The sequence below is a fragment of the Alteromonas naphthalenivorans genome (genome assembly GCF_000213655.1).
In the GTDB taxonomy this organism is placed as follows: domain Bacteria; phylum Pseudomonadota; class Gammaproteobacteria; order Enterobacterales; family Alteromonadaceae; genus Alteromonas; species Alteromonas naphthalenivorans.
Map to the genome: position 1 here is coordinate 506,603 of NC_015554.1, position 16,150 is coordinate 522,752.

Sequence of the window (16,150 nt, forward strand, 5' to 3'; positions counted from 1 at the left end):
TGCAGATCAGTACTCAAAAAACAAGAAAACCAAGAGCAAAATATAGAAGGCTAGGGGAATGTTCCGCGGCGCTAATGCAATCAATCTGGACACAAAAGGCAGACTAGCGATACCGACAAAGTATCGGCAGTCGCTGCTGGATGATTGTAATGGACAGCTGGTCTGTACGGTCGATACACAGCAAAGTTGTTTGCTGCTTTACCCACTTCCCGAATGGGAAGAAATTGAGCTTAAACTCATTAAGTTCTCAAGCATGATTCCGGCAGAAAGACGCATGCAGCGTTTATTACTCGGTCATGCTACAGAAGGTGAAATGGACAAAAGCGGACGAATTCTGCTTCCTACTCCGCTACGCATTCATGCTCACCTATCAAAAGAAGTCATGTTAGTTGGTCAGTTGAATAAGTTTGAAATTTGGGATGCCGAAGTATGGGCAGAACAAGTTGAGCTTGATATGGATACCGAACGCAAAGGCGAATTTGAACTCACCGAACGTTTACAGGACTTTTCCTTATGAGCCAATCTAGCGAATTCAAACATGTTTCTGTACTTCTCGACGAGTGTATAGAAGCACTAGCTATTAAACCCAACGGTATTTATATTGATGCCACATTTGGCCGTGGAGGCCATTCTGCGCATATTCTTGATGCGTTAGGTAGCGATGGTACCCTAATCGCGTTTGATCGCGACCCACAGGCTATAGAAGCGGCTAAGCGTTTTGCCGATGACAGCCGCTTCCGTATTATTCATTCTCCTTTTGGCGACATGGCCGAAGAAATTGAAGCCTTGGGTTTAACCGGAAAGATTGACGGCGTATTAATGGACTTGGGTGTTTCGTCTCCTCAACTTGATGATGCCGAACGTGGTTTTAGTTTCCTTCGCGACGGCCCGCTAGATATGCGTATGGACACCTCACGCGGTGAAAGTGCAGCCGATTGGCTAGCCCGCGCTGAAGAACAAGACATTACCCAAGTAATTAAAGAGTTTGGTGAAGAGAAGTTTGGTAAACGGATTGCGCACGCCATTGTAAATACTCGCGAAACCACGCCTATTACCCGTACTGCTCAGTTAGCCGCACTTATTGATGAAGCCGTACCAGTAAAAGATAAGTTTAAACACCCAGCTACACGTGCATTCCAAGGTATCCGAATTTACATTAATGCTGAGCTAGAGCAGTTGCGAACAGGCCTAAAAGCAGCGACTCAAGTGTTAGCAAAAGAAGGACGCTTGGCGGTTATTTCGTTTCATTCTTTGGAAGACCGACTCGTAAAACGCTTTATAAAAGACCAAAGCAAAGGCAAATCAGTACCGCATAATTTGCCCATAACCCAAGCTGAAATAGATGCCGATAAAGTATTAAAAGCGTTAAGCCGTGCCATAAAACCCTCTGAATTGGAGATTGCGAACAACGTTCGCTCACGCAGTTCCGTGTTAAGGGTGGCCGAAAAGCTATGACGTTAGGTAAGCCTGATAGGGCAAATACAAACTTCAGTTTACTGCTGATTATTGTGTCAGATTTAACCCGCAACAAGTTGCGGGTTTTGTTGTATTTAGCGGTTCTGCTTAGTGGCATGGCGGTTATTCTTGGTAGCCACCAAAATCGTCAGCAAGTTATTGCCCTTGAAGACCTGATGCAACAGAAAGATGAGCTCGATGTTGAATGGCGCAACTTAGTGCTAGAACAACGTGCGCTTACCGAACATAACCGCATTGAAACCTTGGTTGAAAAGCAACTTGATATGTACCGTCCTACAGCCGATGACGAAGTGGTAGTGAGGCTTAAATGACCACGTCTACCGTTAAACGTAGCCGCAAAGCGAGCGGAGCAAAACAAAACGTCACACCAAGCTTGGTGCACTGGCGCTTTGTGGTTGTGCTTATCGTGGTTATCTCGGTTTTTGCGGCACTGGCTGCCCGCGCGGCGTTTATTCAAGTTATTGAGCCTGATGAACTTATCCAACAAGGCGATAGCCGTACCTTGCGTACGCGCAACATGCCTACCTATCGCGGACTGGTCACAGACAGAAATGGGGTTGAGCTAGCCGTTAGCGTGCCGGTTCGAGCCATTTATGCCGATCCTAAAATTATTCATGAGAACGATGGCCTTGCTGAGCCACGTCGTTGGCAAGCACTGGCCGACGTACTAGGCCAGTCGGTAGATAGCTTACAAGAAAAAGTGAGCAATCCTAAACGCCGTTTTGTGTACTTGCAGCGTCAAGTGTCTCCTGCCATGGCCGAGTATGTTGATAAACTTGATATTCCAGGTATTTACTTACGCCGCGAAAGTCGTCGTTATTATCCTACCGGTGAAGTGTCGGCTCAATTAATCGGTGTTACCGATGTTGATGATACAGGTGTTGAAGGCCTAGAGCGTATGTACGATGAGTGGCTTACTGGTACGCCAGGTTCCCGCAAAATTCGTCGAGATGCCAAAGGTCGTCAGGTAGAGATTTTAGAAACCACCACGGGTGAGGATGCGGGTAATCTGCAACTGACTATCGACCAACGTATTCAAGCGTTAGCGTACAAAGAAATTAAAGAAGCCATGATTTACTATCAATCCAGTTCTGCCTCGGCAGTGGTGATTGATGTAAAAACGGGCGATGTACTGGCCATGGTAAATGCGCCGTCTTTTAACCCTAACGATCGCAGTAATATTTCACCCCACCGCATGCGTAACCGCGTCATTACGGATGCATTCGAGCCAGGCTCTGCGTTAAAGCCGTTAGCGGTACTAACTGCTATGGAATTTGGTGAAGTAGGAGCGGAGGATGTCGTAGATACCAACCCTGGTTGGATGCGCCTAGGCGGAAGCTTAGTTAAAGACTCGCGTAACTATGGCGAGCTTACCCTTGAAGAAATTATTCAGCATTCAAGCAATATGGGTACTTCGAAATTAGCGCTGTCTGTGCCTAAGCAATTTCTACTCGACACCTATTACAACATTGGGTTGATGTCAGATACGGGCCTAAATATGGCCGGTGAAAGCAGTGGTATCTTCTACGACCGAAGCCGTTGGTCTGAATTCGAACTTGCCACCTTGTCATTTGGCTATGGGATATCGGTAACCACTGCGCAACTTGGGCGGTTATACGCCACATTGGCGAATGGCGGTATCAAGCAGCCACTGAATATTATTAAGTCGCCACAGCAAACCGGATGGCAAGGTCAGCCTGAACGGGTTATCAGTGAAGAGAATGCAAAAGCCATAGTCCAAATGATGGAAAGCGTAACCCAGCGAGGCGGTACAGCGAAAAAAGCGGCCGTTCCAGGTTACCGTGTGGCAGGAAAAACAGGTACCAGTCGTAAGGCTGTGGCAGGTGGTTATGGCGAAGAGTATGTGAATATCTTTGCTGGTATTGCCCCTGTTTCCGACCCAAGACTTGTCACTATTGTGCTTATTAACGAGCCTGGTGGTGATTTGTATCACGCCGGTGACACTGCAGCACCTGTGTTTTCGTCAATCATGGGCGGTGCTTTACACATGTTAAATGTAACTCCCGATGACAAGCACGTGACGTCAGGCGCATGGCTGAAAGGAGGCAACAGTGGTAGTTAATTCCTTTATTCAAAGTACGCGTGCGCTGTTAGCAAAGTTTGGCATAGACGCGCCAGATATTCGTATTGAAGGCCTAACTTTAGATAGCCGTGATGTGAACACAAAAACAGCATTTGTAGCGGTTAAAGGTCATGAGCGTGACGGAAGAGATTTCATACCACAGGCAATTAGTTTAGGCGCGCGTGTCATTCTGGCGCAAACTGACGACAGTCAAGCCCATGGCCAAATGGAAATGCGCGACCATTCGGTAATTATTTCGCTATATCAATTACCTAGCATGCTATCGGCATTGGCGGCTGCATTTTACGATTACCCCGCTTTGAAAATGATGACAGTGGCGGTAACGGGAACTAACGGAAAAACCTCGACAGTTCAATTGCTTACCCAGTTAAAAGATGCGCTAGGTACGCGCAGTGCAAGCGTTGGCACTCTTGGCAGTAGCGTATATGAAGGTGAAAATACCCAATGGGTTACGACCGCCGCGGCTAATACCACCCCTAATGCTATTCGTTTGCAGTACGTGTTGGCAGAGTTTGTGCAATGCGAAGTGCGACATACGGCGTTTGAAGCCAGCTCTCATGCATTAGTGCAAGGCCGGTTAAGCCAAGTGAAAACGGATATTGCAGTATTCACCAACTTAACGCGAGACCATCTTGATTATCACGGCACCATGGAAGAGTACGCTAAGGCAAAACGTTTGTTGTTAGATCAACCTGGCCTTGAAGCTGTTGTATTGAATGTAAACGACAGTGAAAGCCAGAATTGGGCTGACTACTTAGACGCTAATGCAGCTAAAGATGGAAGCTCAGAAGAAATAGCAATTAGTAAGCCGAGAGTGACACGAGTATGGACAGGGTTTGAACCTACTGATGATGTTTTAGCCACGCACAAACAACCACAAGATCGCCATTGTTTCGCCACAAATGTTTCATACCATTCTTCAGGAATTCGATTCGACCTTGTTTCTTCATGGGGCACAGCACCTATTGAATTGGCATTGTTTGGCTCGTTTAACGTGAGCAATACGCTAAGCGCTATTTCATGTTTATTGGCGCAGGGCGAACGCTTTGAAAATGTAGTGCGGGTAGTGAATGGTTTGCAACCTGTACCGGGAAGAATGGAAGTGTTCCCCGTTGGGGGTAGTGCCAGCGTAATTGTTGATTATGCGCACACGCCAGACGCGTTAGAACAAGTGCTGAAAAGCGCTAAAACACATACTGCCGGCAAAGTGTGGTGCGTGTTTGGGTGTGGTGGCGATCGCGATAAAGGCAAGCGTCCCTTAATGGGCGCGGCGGCTGAACAGCATGCTGACGTAATTGTCATTACCACTGACAACAGTCGTAGCGAGTCGCCAGAAAGTATTGCTAGCGATATTAAGGCGGGCTTGCAACGCCCTAATGACGCAGTTGAAGAAGCAGACAGAGAAAGCGCTATTCGCTATTGCTTAGATAGTGCAGATGAGAACGACATTATTATAGTGGCCGGTAAAGGCCATGAAGATTACCAAATTATTGGTACCCAACAGACAGACTATAACGAACGTACAGTTGTGGCGCGACTACAGCAGGAGTACAAAAAATGATAACTACAACACTGTCGTGGATAGCCAGCCAAATTGACGGCAAACTTGACGGACAAGATTGTGAAGTCAGTGCGGTAAGTACAGACACGCGAACCATAGATTCGGGCTCTGTCTACCTTGCACTAAAAGGCGAAAATTTTAACGGCCATGAATTTGCGAAAAGCGCAGAAAATGCAGGGGCGAGCGCAATTATTGCCAGCGAACCTGTGAATGTTTCCATTCCTGTGGTGTATGTTGAAGACACTAAACTGGCTTTAGGCCTTTTAGGCGCTGCCGTAAAACGTGAAATAGCACCTAAAACCATCGCTATCACAGGAAGTAGCGGTAAAACTACCGTGAAAGAAATGTGTGCGGCTATCCTTGAGCGTCGCGGTTCAGTACTCGCCACAAACGGAAATTTCAACAATGATATTGGGGTTCCGCTTACCTTACTTCGCCTAGAACACCACCACGAATACGCGGTGATGGAATTAGGTGCAAACCATCTAGGTGAAATTGCGTACACCACTAATCTGGTTAAGCCTGATGTCGCCACTATTGTAAATGCTGCTGCTTCTCACCTTGAAGGGTTTGGGAGTTTGTTAGGTGTCGCTCGTGCAAAAAGCGAAATCTTTAAAGGCTTAGGCGATAGCGGCACTGCCATCGTTAATGTAGACAGCCAATTTGCCGATTTCTGGCAAGGCAAGCTCAAGCAAAAGCGGGTATTAACTTTCTCGCCAATGCAAAAGAACGAAGCTGACTTCACAGCAGAAGATATCATTGTAGGTCTTGATGGTTGCGCAGCATTTCAGTTGTGTAGCAATGAAGGTGAAGCTGCTATTCAATTAATTATTCCGGGTATCCATAATGTGGGGAATGTGCTAGTTGCTGCGGCCCTTACTATGCAATTGGGTGCCACCCTTGAGAACGTACGCGACGGTTTGCTTGCGATGAAGCAAGTGAAAGGGCGCTTGAATGTTAAGACATTAGGTAGCCAAGTACGTTTGCTTGATGACACTTACAACGCCAACGTTGCTTCTGTGAATGCGGCTATCGATACACTAAGTACCTTCTCTGGCATTAATGTTTTGATATTGGGCGACATGAAAGAACTCGGCGAAAAAGCGCGTTTCTATCATGAGCAAGTAGGTAATTACGCACTAAGTAAAGGTATCGATTACCTGTATTCATTTGGTGTGTTAAGTCAGTCGGCCAGCGCGGTTTTTGACGCGGCACCTGGAAAAAACGGCGAGCATTTTACTGACATCGACAGTTTGGTGAGTGCGTTAGAGCAAGACTTACAAGTAGAACAACAAGATATTTCAATTTTAGTAAAAGGCTCACGCAGTTCTCGTATGGAACGCGTGGTAGAGGCGATCGAGGCCTCTTCGCTGGGAAAGTTTGAACGCCGTCGGGAGCGTATTGCATGTTAATTTGGCTAGCTGACTGGCTGACACAATTTGATACTGGGTTTAACGTATTTTCATACCTTACCCTAAGAGCGATTTTAAGTACGCTAACGGCGTTGCTGATTGCTATTTTAATTGGCCCTAAAATGATTCGTTATTTGCAAACCATGCAGATAGGACAAACTGTACGTGATGATGGCCCGCAAAGTCATTTATCTAAATCGGGTACACCTACTATGGGTGGCTTACTGATTTTAGCGGCTATAGTAGTGAGTGTCTTATTGTGGGCAGATTTAAGTAACCGCTACGTCTTAGTGACCTTAGCCGTAGTGGTGTCGTACGGCATTATCGGGTTTGTGGATGACTATCGCAAAGTGATCCGTAAAGACTCAAAAGGCTTGATTGCGCGCTGGAAGTATTTCTGGCAATCAGTGGTAGCCATTGGGGTAGCTTTCTTCCTATATAGCAGTGCCACATTAAGTGCTGAAACCTCATTGCTTATCCCTTTCTTTAAAGAAGTGTTTCCGCAACTAGGCGCCTTTTTTATCATTATTACTTACTTTGCCATTGTGGGCACAAGCAACGCAGTAAACCTAACCGACGGCCTTGATGGATTAGCCATCGTGCCGACTATTTTAGTGGCAGGTGCTTTCGCTATTTTTGCTTATGTAACCGGGAACGCGAATCTCGCCGATTACCTTAATATTCCGCATATTCCCCTTACCAGTGAGTTGGTTATTGTGTGTACGGCCATTGTTGGTGCAGGGCTAGGGTTTTTGTGGTTTAACACCTATCCAGCACAAGTCTTCATGGGCGATGTAGGTTCATTGGCATTAGGTGGCACATTGGGCGTACTAGCCGTATTAGTTCGGCAAGAAATTGTACTGATTATTATGGGTGGTGTGTTTGTAGTAGAAACCTTATCGGTCATTTTGCAAGTGGGTTCATTTAAGTTGCGTGGACAACGTATTTTTAGAATGGCACCTATTCATCACCATTACGAATTAAAAGGTTGGCCGGAGCCGCGAGTTATTGTGCGCTTCTGGATCATTTCTATCATTTTAGTCCTTGTTGGGCTGGCAACGTTGAAACTTAGATAATGACATATAACGTACGTGCACATTCTTATGTGGTAGGCGGCCTTGGAGTAACAGGTCAGGCTTGCGTGCGTTTTCTAAAACAGCAAGGGGCGAAGGTTAAAGCCTTTGATACCCGTGATACTTTCAATGTGTCAGCACCATTAAATATCTGCGTAACCACTGGGACATTACCTCGTGATTTTTTCGCAGGCGTCGACACGTTAGTGCTGAGCCCAGGCTTACCGCTTAACATTGAACAAGTAAAACAAGCAAAAGCCTGTGGTGTTGAAGTTATTGGCGACGTGGAATTGTTTGCACGTCTTAACAATACGCCAACCATAGGAATAACTGGTTCAAATGGTAAAACCACGGTTACCTTGTTAACAACGCATATGCTGAAAGCTTGTGGGTACGAGGTGTGTGAGGCGGGTAATGTAGGGCGCCCAGTACTTGAAACCCTTCCAGAATCCATGGCAGAGCTTGAAACTCTGTCTTCTTCTTTGGATGTCATTGTTTTAGAGCTTTCCAGTTTTCAGCTTGAAACGACTTCTAGCTTGAAGTTGAACGCCGCATCGATTTTGAATATTAGCGATGACCATTTAGATAGACACGGCGATATGCAGCAATACACAGCTGCCAAACAGCGTATTTTTAGTCATTGTCATACCGCAGTAGTATGGCGCGGCGACAAGCAGGTTACGCCAGCCTCAAACTGTGAAAACACTATCACCTATGGCCTTGATATGAGCGATACCGGCTTTGGTTTACGCGAAGGCGTTATAACCATCAACGGTGAAGCGCTGCTTAATACCGCCGATATTCGATTGGCAGGCATGCACAATGTGCTTAACGTGATGGCGTCGCTGGCATTATGCCAAGCGTTTAGTACTTCATTGAATAAACCAGCCCTGCTTAATACCGCCGCACGTGCAGTGGCTAGCTTCACTTCAGCGCCGCACCGCTGCGTAGAAATTGCCAACATTAATGGCGTGAAGTGGATAGATGATTCAAAGGCTACCAACGTGGGTGCCACTATCGCTGCTATTCAAGGGCTAGCTCCTACTACCAATGGAAAAATTATCCTGATTGCCGGTGGTGATAGCAAAGGTGCAGATTTAAGTGCATTAAAACCAGCGCTAGATGAAAGTGTTGGTGAAGTGATTGCGCTAGGCAAAGACGCAGAAAAATTCAGCGCTGTTTTTAGAGACACCACAATAGTGGCTTCAATGGAGAAGGCGGTATTGGCTGCTAACTTGCGTGCTGGTAACGGCGATATCGTCTTGCTATCCCCAGCGTGTGCCAGTATCGACATGTTTAAAAACTATATGCATCGCGCACAAGTATTTACTGATGCAGTCACACATATTACCGAAAAGGTAAAATTTGAAAGTGACGCTGGCGCAATGAAAGAAGCGGGAGGTTTGCCATCATGATGACGACTGCAAACGCTCCCCAAGCAAATCGCGCGTTAAAAACAAAAGATACGTCGCAAGCCGACACTAAATTAAGTGCGTTGTTTGCGGCTCGTCATGACGAACAAAACCTTCAAAGCCCTTACGATATTGGCTTAATCATTGTTGCGTTAGCCCTAATGACGATTGGTATTATCATAGTGACATCAGCTTCAATGCCTGTTGCTGAGAGAATTCACGATAACCCTTTTTACTTTGCTATTCGTCACGGTATTTACATTGTGGGGGCAATTATTGCTGCTATGGTGGTACTAGAACTTCCTATGCAGTTTTGGCGCACGGCAAACCCTTATCTGTTATTAGCGGCGATTGGGCTATTGGTGGCAGTGCTGCTTGTTGGGCGTACCGTAAACGGAAGTACCCGTTGGTTGGCACTAGGCCCCATTACCATTCAAGCGGCTGAGCCTGCCAAGCTTTTCTTCTTCACTTACTTGGCCGGCTACCTAGTTCGCCGTTATGAAGAAGTAACGGAAAATTTAAAAGGGTTTATAAAGCCATTAGTGGTGTTCTTCGCATTAGCCATGTTACTGCTGCTACAACCCGATTTGGGTACTGTGGTAGTAATGTTTGCCACCACCATTGGGCTGTTATTTTTAGCGGGTGCTCGCTTATGGCAGTTCTTTGCGTTGGTGTTTGCGGGCGTGTTGGCCGTTGTTGCCCTTATCGTGTTTGAAGAATACCGCATGAAGCGGGTAACCTCGTTTCTTGATCCTTGGGCCGACCCATTCGGCGCGGGGTATCAGCTTACCCAATCGCTAATGGCTTATGGCCGAGGTAATTGGTTTGGCCAAGGTTTAGGTAATAGCCTACAAAAGTTAGAGTTCTTACCTGAAGCCCATACCGATTTTGTAATGGCCATTTTAGCTGAAGAGCTTGGCTTTGTGGGTGTGCTTGCGGTACTTGGCTTAATATTATGGATGGTGGTGCGTGCGTTACAAATAGGGAACAAAGCCTTATTGAAATCACGCCCATTCGAAGGGTATTTAGCTTACAGCGTAGGGATTTGGTTCAGTTTCCAAACCGCGGTGAATATTGGTGCAAGTGCAGGTATTCTGCCTACTAAAGGGTTAACGCTGCCATTAGTTAGTTACGGTGGTTCATCGCTTATTGTTATGTCGGTGGCGGTGGCTTTATTGTTGCGTATCGATTTTGAACTTCGCGTAGACGGAGTTCAAGCGTTAGGACGTGGCGACAATAAGAGAACCAGCAAAGCAAAGGCAAAGCCTTCAGCTAAATCAGCGGCTAAGCCGGCAGTAAGAACGAAACATACCAATGCTGAACCGTTCGCTGATGCCGAGGCGGATTACAACCAAGCCCCTGACCTGAAAGCATCTGATGTGAACGCTCCTGATATGCATGAGAGTAGCGAAGACGCGCCAGTAGCTAAAACAAAAGACGCTGGGTCAAAAAAAGCATCCAATACAGTTTCTCCTGAAGACGAAGGCAAAGCCGGCATTAAAGCCATTTTAGCCCGTGTATCTAAGGAGGCGTCGAGTGAGTAAGCGTTGCTTAATTATGGCTGGTGGTACTGGGGGGCATGTTTTCCCTGGATTAGCCGTGGCTCACGCGCTGCAATCAGCGGGTTGGGAAGTAGAATGGCTTGGCACCGCAGAGCGAATGGAAGCCGACGTTGTGCCCAAGCATGGTATTCCCATTCACTTTATTCCAGTGAAAGGTATTCGAGGTAAAGGGCTAAAAGCTAAATTATCGGGCGGTATAGCACTAATAAAAAGTTTGTTTTCGGCTCGCCGTCTTATTAAACGGGTGCAGCCAGATTTAGTGATTGGGTTTGGTGGTTACGCCAGTGGCCCTGGGGGTGTTGCTGCCAAATCGTTAGGCATTCCCGTGGTTATTCACGAGCAAAATGCGGCCGCGGGCATGACCAATAAGTTATTGGCTAATATTGCCACGCGGGTGTTACTCGGGTTTGAGGACGCAAAGTCGCAGTTTGCTAAGGTTGCTTTTAAAGTGCACACCGTTGGCAACCCTGTGCGAGACGAAATTTGGCAAGTTAACCCTAAAGAAGCAGTTTCAGACGAAACAGTAAAGGGTAAACTTAACCTTCTGGTTGTTGGCGGAAGTTTGGGTGCCAAAGTACTTAATGATACTGTGCCTGCCACATGCGCGGCGCTGGACGGTTTGTCTATTCGCCATCAATGTGGGAAAGGCAATAAAGCGTCGGTAGAAGCGCTTTATGCAGGTTCGGCTAATCCCGTTGAAGTCAGCGACTTTATTGATGATATGGCAGCGGCCTACGAGTGGGCTGATTTTGTGATTTGCAGAGCGGGTGCACTCACCGTTGCGGAAGTGGCGGCAGCGGGCAGGGCAGCATTGTTTGTACCTCTGCCACACGCGGTAGACGATCATCAAACAAAAAATGCGCAATCGTTAGTGAAGCATGGCGCAGCCATTATGATTGCGCAGTCAGCATTAAAAGACAATTTAAGGCAGGCGGTTCGGCACTGGGTAACACACCCTAGCGATTGCCTAAAAATGGGTGAAGTAGCAAGGCAACACGCCAGTACTCACGCCACTGAACAAGTAGTAAGCCATTGCATGGCAGTAGTAGGAGTAGGGGAATAATGGTTTTTAAGACCCCATTTGAGAGCCCGCAAATGCGCAGGGTGAAGAAAATATTTTTTATCGGCATTGGCGGTGCGGGTATGGGCGGTATTGCTGAAGTACTGCTTAATGAAGGTTACGACATTGCTGGCTCTGACATAAACTCAGGGCCGATGACTCAGCGCCTTAGTGATTTGGGCGTAGACGTAAAGATAGGTCATAAAGCCGAAAACGTTGATGGTATGGATGTGATTGTGGTTTCTAGTGCCATTAACGAAGCTAACCCAGAGATTATTACCGCCAGAGAACAGCGTATTCCAATTATACGTCGTGCGGAAATGTTAGCGGAATTGATGCGTTTTCGTCATGGTATAGCCGTGGCAGGAACCCATGGTAAAACCACAACAACCAGTTTGATCTCTACCATTTTTGCACAAGCGCAGTACGACCCCACGTTTGTGATTGGCGGCTTGTTAAATAGTGCGGGTACTAACGCACGTTTAGGCAGAAGCCGTTATTTAATTGCTGAAGCCGATGAAAGTGATGCATCGTTCTTACACTTGCAGCCTATGGTGTCGGTAGTTACGAATATTGAAGCTGACCATATGGATACCTATGGCGGTGACTTCTCGAAAGTGAAAGACACTTTTGTTGAGTTTTTGAGTAATTTGCCATTTTACGGGCAGGCAATTGTGTGTGGCGACGACGCCAACATACAAGAGATTAGCCCTCGTATTGGCCGCAGTATCATTACTTATGGCTTTGAAGCGCACAACGATGTACGTGCCCAGGATATTACCTTGTCATTCGGGCAAGCTAATTTCACCGTTATACGGCCAGAGCGTGAGCCTTTGAAGGTGACATTAAACCTTACCGGTAACCACAATGTGCTAAATGCGTTGGCAGCCATTGCTGTGGCAACGGATGAAGGTATTGATGATGACGCCATAGTGACTGCATTGGCGAGCTTTGGTGGTATCGGACGTCGGTTTGAAGTGCTTGGCGATTTTAAAACCAGTGTTGGCAATGTTACCTTGGTTGACGATTATGGTCATCACCCTACAGAAGTGAAAGCCACGATAGCGGCAGCGAGGGCTAATTGGCCCGAGAGTCGTTTAGTGATGGTGTATCAACCACACCGGTTTACTCGTACTCGTGATTTGTACGAAGACTTTGTTAACGTGCTTTCTACGGTAGATGTATTGCTATTGTTAGACGTTTATCCGGCCAGTGAACAACCTATTGAAGGTGCTGATAGTAAATCTTTGTGTCGTTCTATCCGTCAACGTGGCCAAATTGAGCCCGTTTACGTAGGCGGTAAAGAAGCGCTTCCCGCCATTCTTGCCAATATTTTGGTAGAGGGCGATATCGTGATGACCCAAGGCGCTGGAAACATTGGTCAAATTGCTAAGTTGCTCGCCAGCCGTGAGATGGAGCCAAAAGTGCTGCATCAGGAGAGCGATGCATGAGTCTTTTTAGCAACGTAAAAAAATATGATGCTGCCGAATTTGGAAAAGTGGCGGTCATGTTTGGCGGCGACTCTGCCGAACGTGACGTGTCGCTAAACTCAGGAAACGCGGTGCTTGCAGCGCTTTTACGAGAAAATGTAAACGCCATAGCTTTCGATCCGGCAGAGCGACCACTTACTGATTTAATCAGCGAAAAAGTCGACCGAGTACTTATCATGTTACACGGTCGAGGTGGTGAAGATGGTTCAATGCAAGGGGCACTACAACTGCTTAAAATTCCCTACACGGGAACGCCGGTTTTAGGTTCTGCATTGGCGATGGACAAAATTCACACCAAGCAAGTATGGCAAAGCCTTGGCTTACCTACTGCTAAATATGAAATTGCTGATAAAAGGCGCTTTGAAGCTGGTAAGTGCAGCGCTATAATGGAAAAGTTGGGGAATGAAGTCATGGTAAAACCGGCCCGAGAAGGGTCGAGCATTGGCATGGCGAGAGTGACAAGCGCTGAACAACTCGAAAATGCCATACAGGACGCCTTTAACTATGACAACCAGGTCCTGTTAGAGCAATACATTAAAGGCCCTGAGTTTACAGTTTCAGTAATTCAGGGGCAGGCATTGCCGTCTATTCGCATGTCTACTCCACATACGTTTTATGATTACGCTGCCAAGTACCAAGACGATACCACAGAGTATTTTTGTCCAAGTGGTTTGTCTGACGAGCAAGAAGCACATCTTGCTCAGCTATCGACGCAGGCATTCGATTCTATTTCTGGCTCTGGCTGGGGTCGCATTGACGTGATGCAAGATGGTGATGGGCATTTTTATTTGCTTGAAGCGAATACGGTGCCTGGAATGACAGAAAAGAGCTTGGTGCCTAAAGCGGCCAAAGTGGCGGGGTTAAGTTTTGATGAACTGGTTTTAGCAATATTGGCCACCAGTTTTGACCCTGACAGCAGAGCATAAAGCGCAATGACAAGTAAGACGAGCACCGTAAGCAATAAGCCATCTAAAGACAGAGCGTCTTTGTGGGGCGGTGTAGTCTTCTTATTGTTTGTTATCGCGGCATTAGTGTTTGGCGCTATTAAGGCCAACGGCTATATGCAAGATGAACAGCAAATGCCTGTTCAGGTAATCGATTTTTCAGGCGATTACCAACATGTGAATATTACTAGGCTAGAACGCCTAATAAGAAAGTCACAACCGGGCAGTTTTTTTGCTCTAGATGTGAATGAAGTGTTTGAACTGGTAGAAGCGCAGCCATGGGTGTATCGCGCGTCGGTACGCAAAAAATGGCCAAACACGTTAAAGATATATTTGGTTGAGCAGCAACCCGTTGCCAAATGGAACGAAGATTTGTTGCTAAACCCCTACGGCGATACGTTTAACGCCGATGGGCATGATTTAGCCTTACCAAGGTTGTACGGCCCAGGTGGTAGCGAGAAGACCGCGCTTGAAGGATATAACTCCATGCATGCGCTATTGGCCACTACTGCTATGAATATTGAAGAATTATCGTTGAGCGAGCGCTTCGCATGGCAAGTTCAGCTTGAAAATGGTATTGAATTGAATTTAGGGCGCAAGGAATTTATCGATAGGTTACAACGCTTTATCGATGTATATCCCTTACTTGCGCAGCAAGAGAAGACGGTAAAATATATCGATCTTCGTTACGATACGGGTGTCGCGGTTGGCTGGGAAAACAGCAACAGCGATACAACAAACAAAGAGAGTTAAGGAAACCATGTCAAAACCTGCTGAACGTAATTTGATTGTAGGCTTAGATATAGGCACTAGCCAGGTAAAGGCTGTGGTGGGCGAGCTGTTAGACGACGATCAAATCAGTATTGTCGGTGTCGGTACGCATGCTGCGAAAGGCATGGATAAAGGCGGCGTAAATGACTTAAACCTTGTGGTTAAGTCGGTGCAACGTGCGGTAAATGAAATGGAGCTCATGGCAGATTGTCGTGTTTCTTCAGTGTTTATGTCTATTTCAGGCCGTCACGTAAAATGCCAAAACGAAAACGGTATGGTGCCGATTAACAACCAAGAAGTAACCCAAGAAGATGTAGATAACGTTATTCACGCAGCACGTAGTGTTCCTATTGCAGCTGAACGCAGGTTACTTCATGTTTTACCACAAGAATTTACTATTGATGTGCAAGAAGGAATTAAGAACCCAATTGGCATGTCAGGCGTACGAATGGAAGCTGATGCACACATTATTACCTGTGCAGACGATATGGCGAAAAATTTAGTGAAGTGTGTTGAGCGCTGCGAACTAAACGCCGACCAATTGATATTTTCAGCATTGGCATCAAGTTATGCTGTGCTAACGGACGATGAACGTGAATTAGGCGTGTGTGTAGTCGATATTGGTGGTGGCACCATGGATATCGTTATTTACACAGATGGTGCCATTAGGCATACCGCTGTTATCCCTGTTGCCGGTAATCAGATTACCAGCGACATCGCTAAGATTTTCCGTACGCCAATTAGCAACGCAGAAGAGATTAAAGTTAATTATGCCTGCGCGCTGAAAGACATGGTCAGTATGGAAGAAAGTATTGAGGTGCCCAGTGTAGGCGGGCGTGCCGCGCGAGTCATGTCGCGACATACGCTAGCTGAAGTGATTGAGCCTCGATACCAAGAACTTTTTGAACTGGTACATGATGAAATTCGTGCCAGTGGTCTGGAAGAGCAAATTGCCGCCGGCTTAGTGCTAACTGGTGGTACCGCCAAAATGGAAGGTGCGGTTGAGTTTGCCGAGGAAATTTTCCAGATGCCTGTGAGAGTGGGCAACCCAATCAACGTTAAAGGCTTATCTGAATACGTTGATGATGCAGGATTTGCAACCGTCGTAGGGCTTCTGCAATACGGCAAAGTGCAAGCAGATAATAAGAAGTCCAGTAAGCAAAAACCGGGTGAGAGTTTATTTCATCGCGTGCAAAGCTGGTTTAAAGGTGAATTTTAATTTTTTGGGGTCGCTATAGCTACGGCATCACGATTGGCAGGATGCAGATAATCGACTATGTGTCGT

The 16,150-nt window shown here is 46.6% G+C and carries 14 protein-coding genes; all 14 read left to right on the forward strand.

Features of this window, described 5'->3' with window-relative positions:
* Nucleotides 1–58: 58 nt before the first annotated feature.
* From mraZ to ftsA, 14 genes are read left to right on the forward strand one after another with little or no spacing between them, the layout of a single operon-like run.
* The gene (gene mraZ, locus AMBT_RS02140; protein WP_013782928.1) at nucleotides 59–517 is read left to right on the forward strand and encodes a division/cell wall cluster transcriptional repressor MraZ; all 459 of its coding nucleotides are present in this window, start codon (nucleotides 59–61) and stop codon (nucleotides 515–517) included.
* Nucleotides 514–1,455 carry a 16S rRNA (cytosine(1402)-N(4))-methyltransferase RsmH gene (rsmH, locus tag AMBT_RS02145; protein ID WP_013782929.1) on the forward strand — a complete coding sequence of 314 codons (942 nt, stop codon included), beginning with the start codon at nucleotides 514–516 and terminating at the stop codon, nucleotides 1,453–1,455. The genes mraZ and rsmH overlap by 4 nt, the downstream gene beginning before the upstream one ends.
* Nucleotides 1,452–1,787, forward strand: coding sequence for a cell division protein FtsL (gene ftsL / locus AMBT_RS02150; protein WP_013782930.1), 336 nt, complete (start codon nucleotides 1,452–1,454; stop codon nucleotides 1,785–1,787). The genes rsmH and ftsL overlap by 4 nt, the downstream gene beginning before the upstream one ends.
* Complete coding sequence (locus AMBT_RS02155) at nucleotides 1,784–3,559, forward strand: peptidoglycan glycosyltransferase FtsI (RefSeq protein ID WP_013782931.1); 1,776 nt, start codon at nucleotides 1,784–1,786, stop codon at nucleotides 3,557–3,559. Before ftsL ends, AMBT_RS02155 begins: the two co-directional genes overlap by 4 nt.
* The gene (locus AMBT_RS02160; RefSeq protein WP_013782932.1) at nucleotides 3,549–5,141 is read left to right on the forward strand and encodes a UDP-N-acetylmuramoyl-L-alanyl-D-glutamate--2,6-diaminopimelate ligase; all 1,593 of its coding nucleotides are present in this window, start codon (nucleotides 3,549–3,551) and stop codon (nucleotides 5,139–5,141) included. Before AMBT_RS02155 ends, AMBT_RS02160 begins: the two co-directional genes overlap by 11 nt.
* Nucleotides 5,138–6,553 (forward strand): UDP-N-acetylmuramoyl-tripeptide--D-alanyl-D-alanine ligase, encoded by a 1,416-nt coding sequence (locus tag AMBT_RS02165; RefSeq protein ID WP_013782933.1) that lies wholly within the window; start codon nucleotides 5,138–5,140, stop codon nucleotides 6,551–6,553. Before AMBT_RS02160 ends, AMBT_RS02165 begins: the two co-directional genes overlap by 4 nt.
* Nucleotides 6,547–7,629 carry a phospho-N-acetylmuramoyl-pentapeptide-transferase gene (gene mraY, locus AMBT_RS02170; RefSeq protein WP_013782934.1) on the forward strand — a complete coding sequence of 361 codons (1,083 nt, stop codon included), beginning with the start codon at nucleotides 6,547–6,549 and terminating at the stop codon, nucleotides 7,627–7,629. Before AMBT_RS02165 ends, mraY begins: the two co-directional genes overlap by 7 nt.
* On the forward strand, nucleotides 7,629–9,041 hold the full coding sequence (murD, locus tag AMBT_RS02175; protein ID WP_013782935.1) for a UDP-N-acetylmuramoyl-L-alanine--D-glutamate ligase: 1,413 nt from the start codon (nucleotides 7,629–7,631) through the stop codon (nucleotides 9,039–9,041). Before mraY ends, murD begins: the two co-directional genes overlap by 1 nt.
* Nucleotides 9,041–10,582, forward strand: a complete 1,542-nt coding sequence (ftsW, locus tag AMBT_RS02180; RefSeq protein WP_049791794.1) for a cell division protein FtsW — start codon at nucleotides 9,041–9,043, stop codon at nucleotides 10,580–10,582. The genes murD and ftsW overlap by 1 nt, the downstream gene beginning before the upstream one ends.
* Nucleotides 10,575–11,663, forward strand: a complete 1,089-nt coding sequence (gene murG / locus AMBT_RS02185) for an undecaprenyldiphospho-muramoylpentapeptide beta-N-acetylglucosaminyltransferase (protein ID WP_013782937.1) — start codon at nucleotides 10,575–10,577, stop codon at nucleotides 11,661–11,663. Before ftsW ends, murG begins: the two co-directional genes overlap by 8 nt.
* Complete coding sequence (gene murC / locus AMBT_RS02190; RefSeq protein ID WP_013782938.1) at nucleotides 11,663–13,111, forward strand: UDP-N-acetylmuramate--L-alanine ligase; 1,449 nt, start codon at nucleotides 11,663–11,665, stop codon at nucleotides 13,109–13,111. Before murG ends, murC begins: the two co-directional genes overlap by 1 nt.
* Complete coding sequence (locus tag AMBT_RS02195; protein WP_013782939.1) at nucleotides 13,108–14,076, forward strand: D-alanine--D-alanine ligase; 969 nt, start codon at nucleotides 13,108–13,110, stop codon at nucleotides 14,074–14,076. The genes murC and AMBT_RS02195 overlap by 4 nt, the downstream gene beginning before the upstream one ends.
* Nucleotides 14,077–14,082: 6 nt before the next feature.
* Nucleotides 14,083–14,847, forward strand: a complete 765-nt coding sequence (locus AMBT_RS02200; protein WP_013782940.1) for a cell division protein FtsQ/DivIB — start codon at nucleotides 14,083–14,085, stop codon at nucleotides 14,845–14,847.
* A gap of 7 nt (nucleotides 14,848–14,854) precedes the next feature.
* Nucleotides 14,855–16,084 (forward strand): cell division protein FtsA, encoded by a 1,230-nt coding sequence (gene ftsA / locus AMBT_RS02205; protein ID WP_013782941.1) that lies wholly within the window; start codon nucleotides 14,855–14,857, stop codon nucleotides 16,082–16,084.
* Nucleotides 16,085–16,150 lie beyond the last annotated feature (66 nt).

Bases quoted from the DNA above. Each gene is read 5' to 3' on its own strand.
- mraZ (WP_013782928.1), top strand. From the start codon at position 59: ATGTTCCGCGGCGCTAATGCAATCAATCTGGACACAAAAGGCAGACTA.
- rsmH (WP_013782929.1), top strand. From the start codon at position 514: ATGAGCCAATCTAGCGAATTCAAACATGTTTCTGTACTTCTCGACGAG.
- ftsL (WP_013782930.1), top strand. From the start codon at position 1,452: ATGACGTTAGGTAAGCCTGATAGGGCAAATACAAACTTCAGTTTACTG.
- AMBT_RS02155 (WP_013782931.1), top strand. From the start codon at position 1,784: ATGACCACGTCTACCGTTAAACGTAGCCGCAAAGCGAGCGGAGCAAAA.
- AMBT_RS02165 (WP_013782933.1), top strand. From the start codon at position 5,138: ATGATAACTACAACACTGTCGTGGATAGCCAGCCAAATTGACGGCAAA.
- mraY (WP_013782934.1), top strand. From the start codon at position 6,547: ATGTTAATTTGGCTAGCTGACTGGCTGACACAATTTGATACTGGGTTT.
- murD (WP_013782935.1), top strand. From the start codon at position 7,629: ATGACATATAACGTACGTGCACATTCTTATGTGGTAGGCGGCCTTGGA.
- ftsW (WP_049791794.1), top strand. From the start codon at position 9,041: ATGACGACTGCAAACGCTCCCCAAGCAAATCGCGCGTTAAAAACAAAA.
- murC (WP_013782938.1), top strand. From the start codon at position 11,663: ATGGTTTTTAAGACCCCATTTGAGAGCCCGCAAATGCGCAGGGTGAAG.
- AMBT_RS02195 (WP_013782939.1), top strand. From the start codon at position 13,108: ATGAGTCTTTTTAGCAACGTAAAAAAATATGATGCTGCCGAATTTGGA.
- AMBT_RS02200 (WP_013782940.1), top strand. From the start codon at position 14,083: ATGACAAGTAAGACGAGCACCGTAAGCAATAAGCCATCTAAAGACAGA.
- ftsA (WP_013782941.1), top strand. From the start codon at position 14,855: ATGTCAAAACCTGCTGAACGTAATTTGATTGTAGGCTTAGATATAGGC.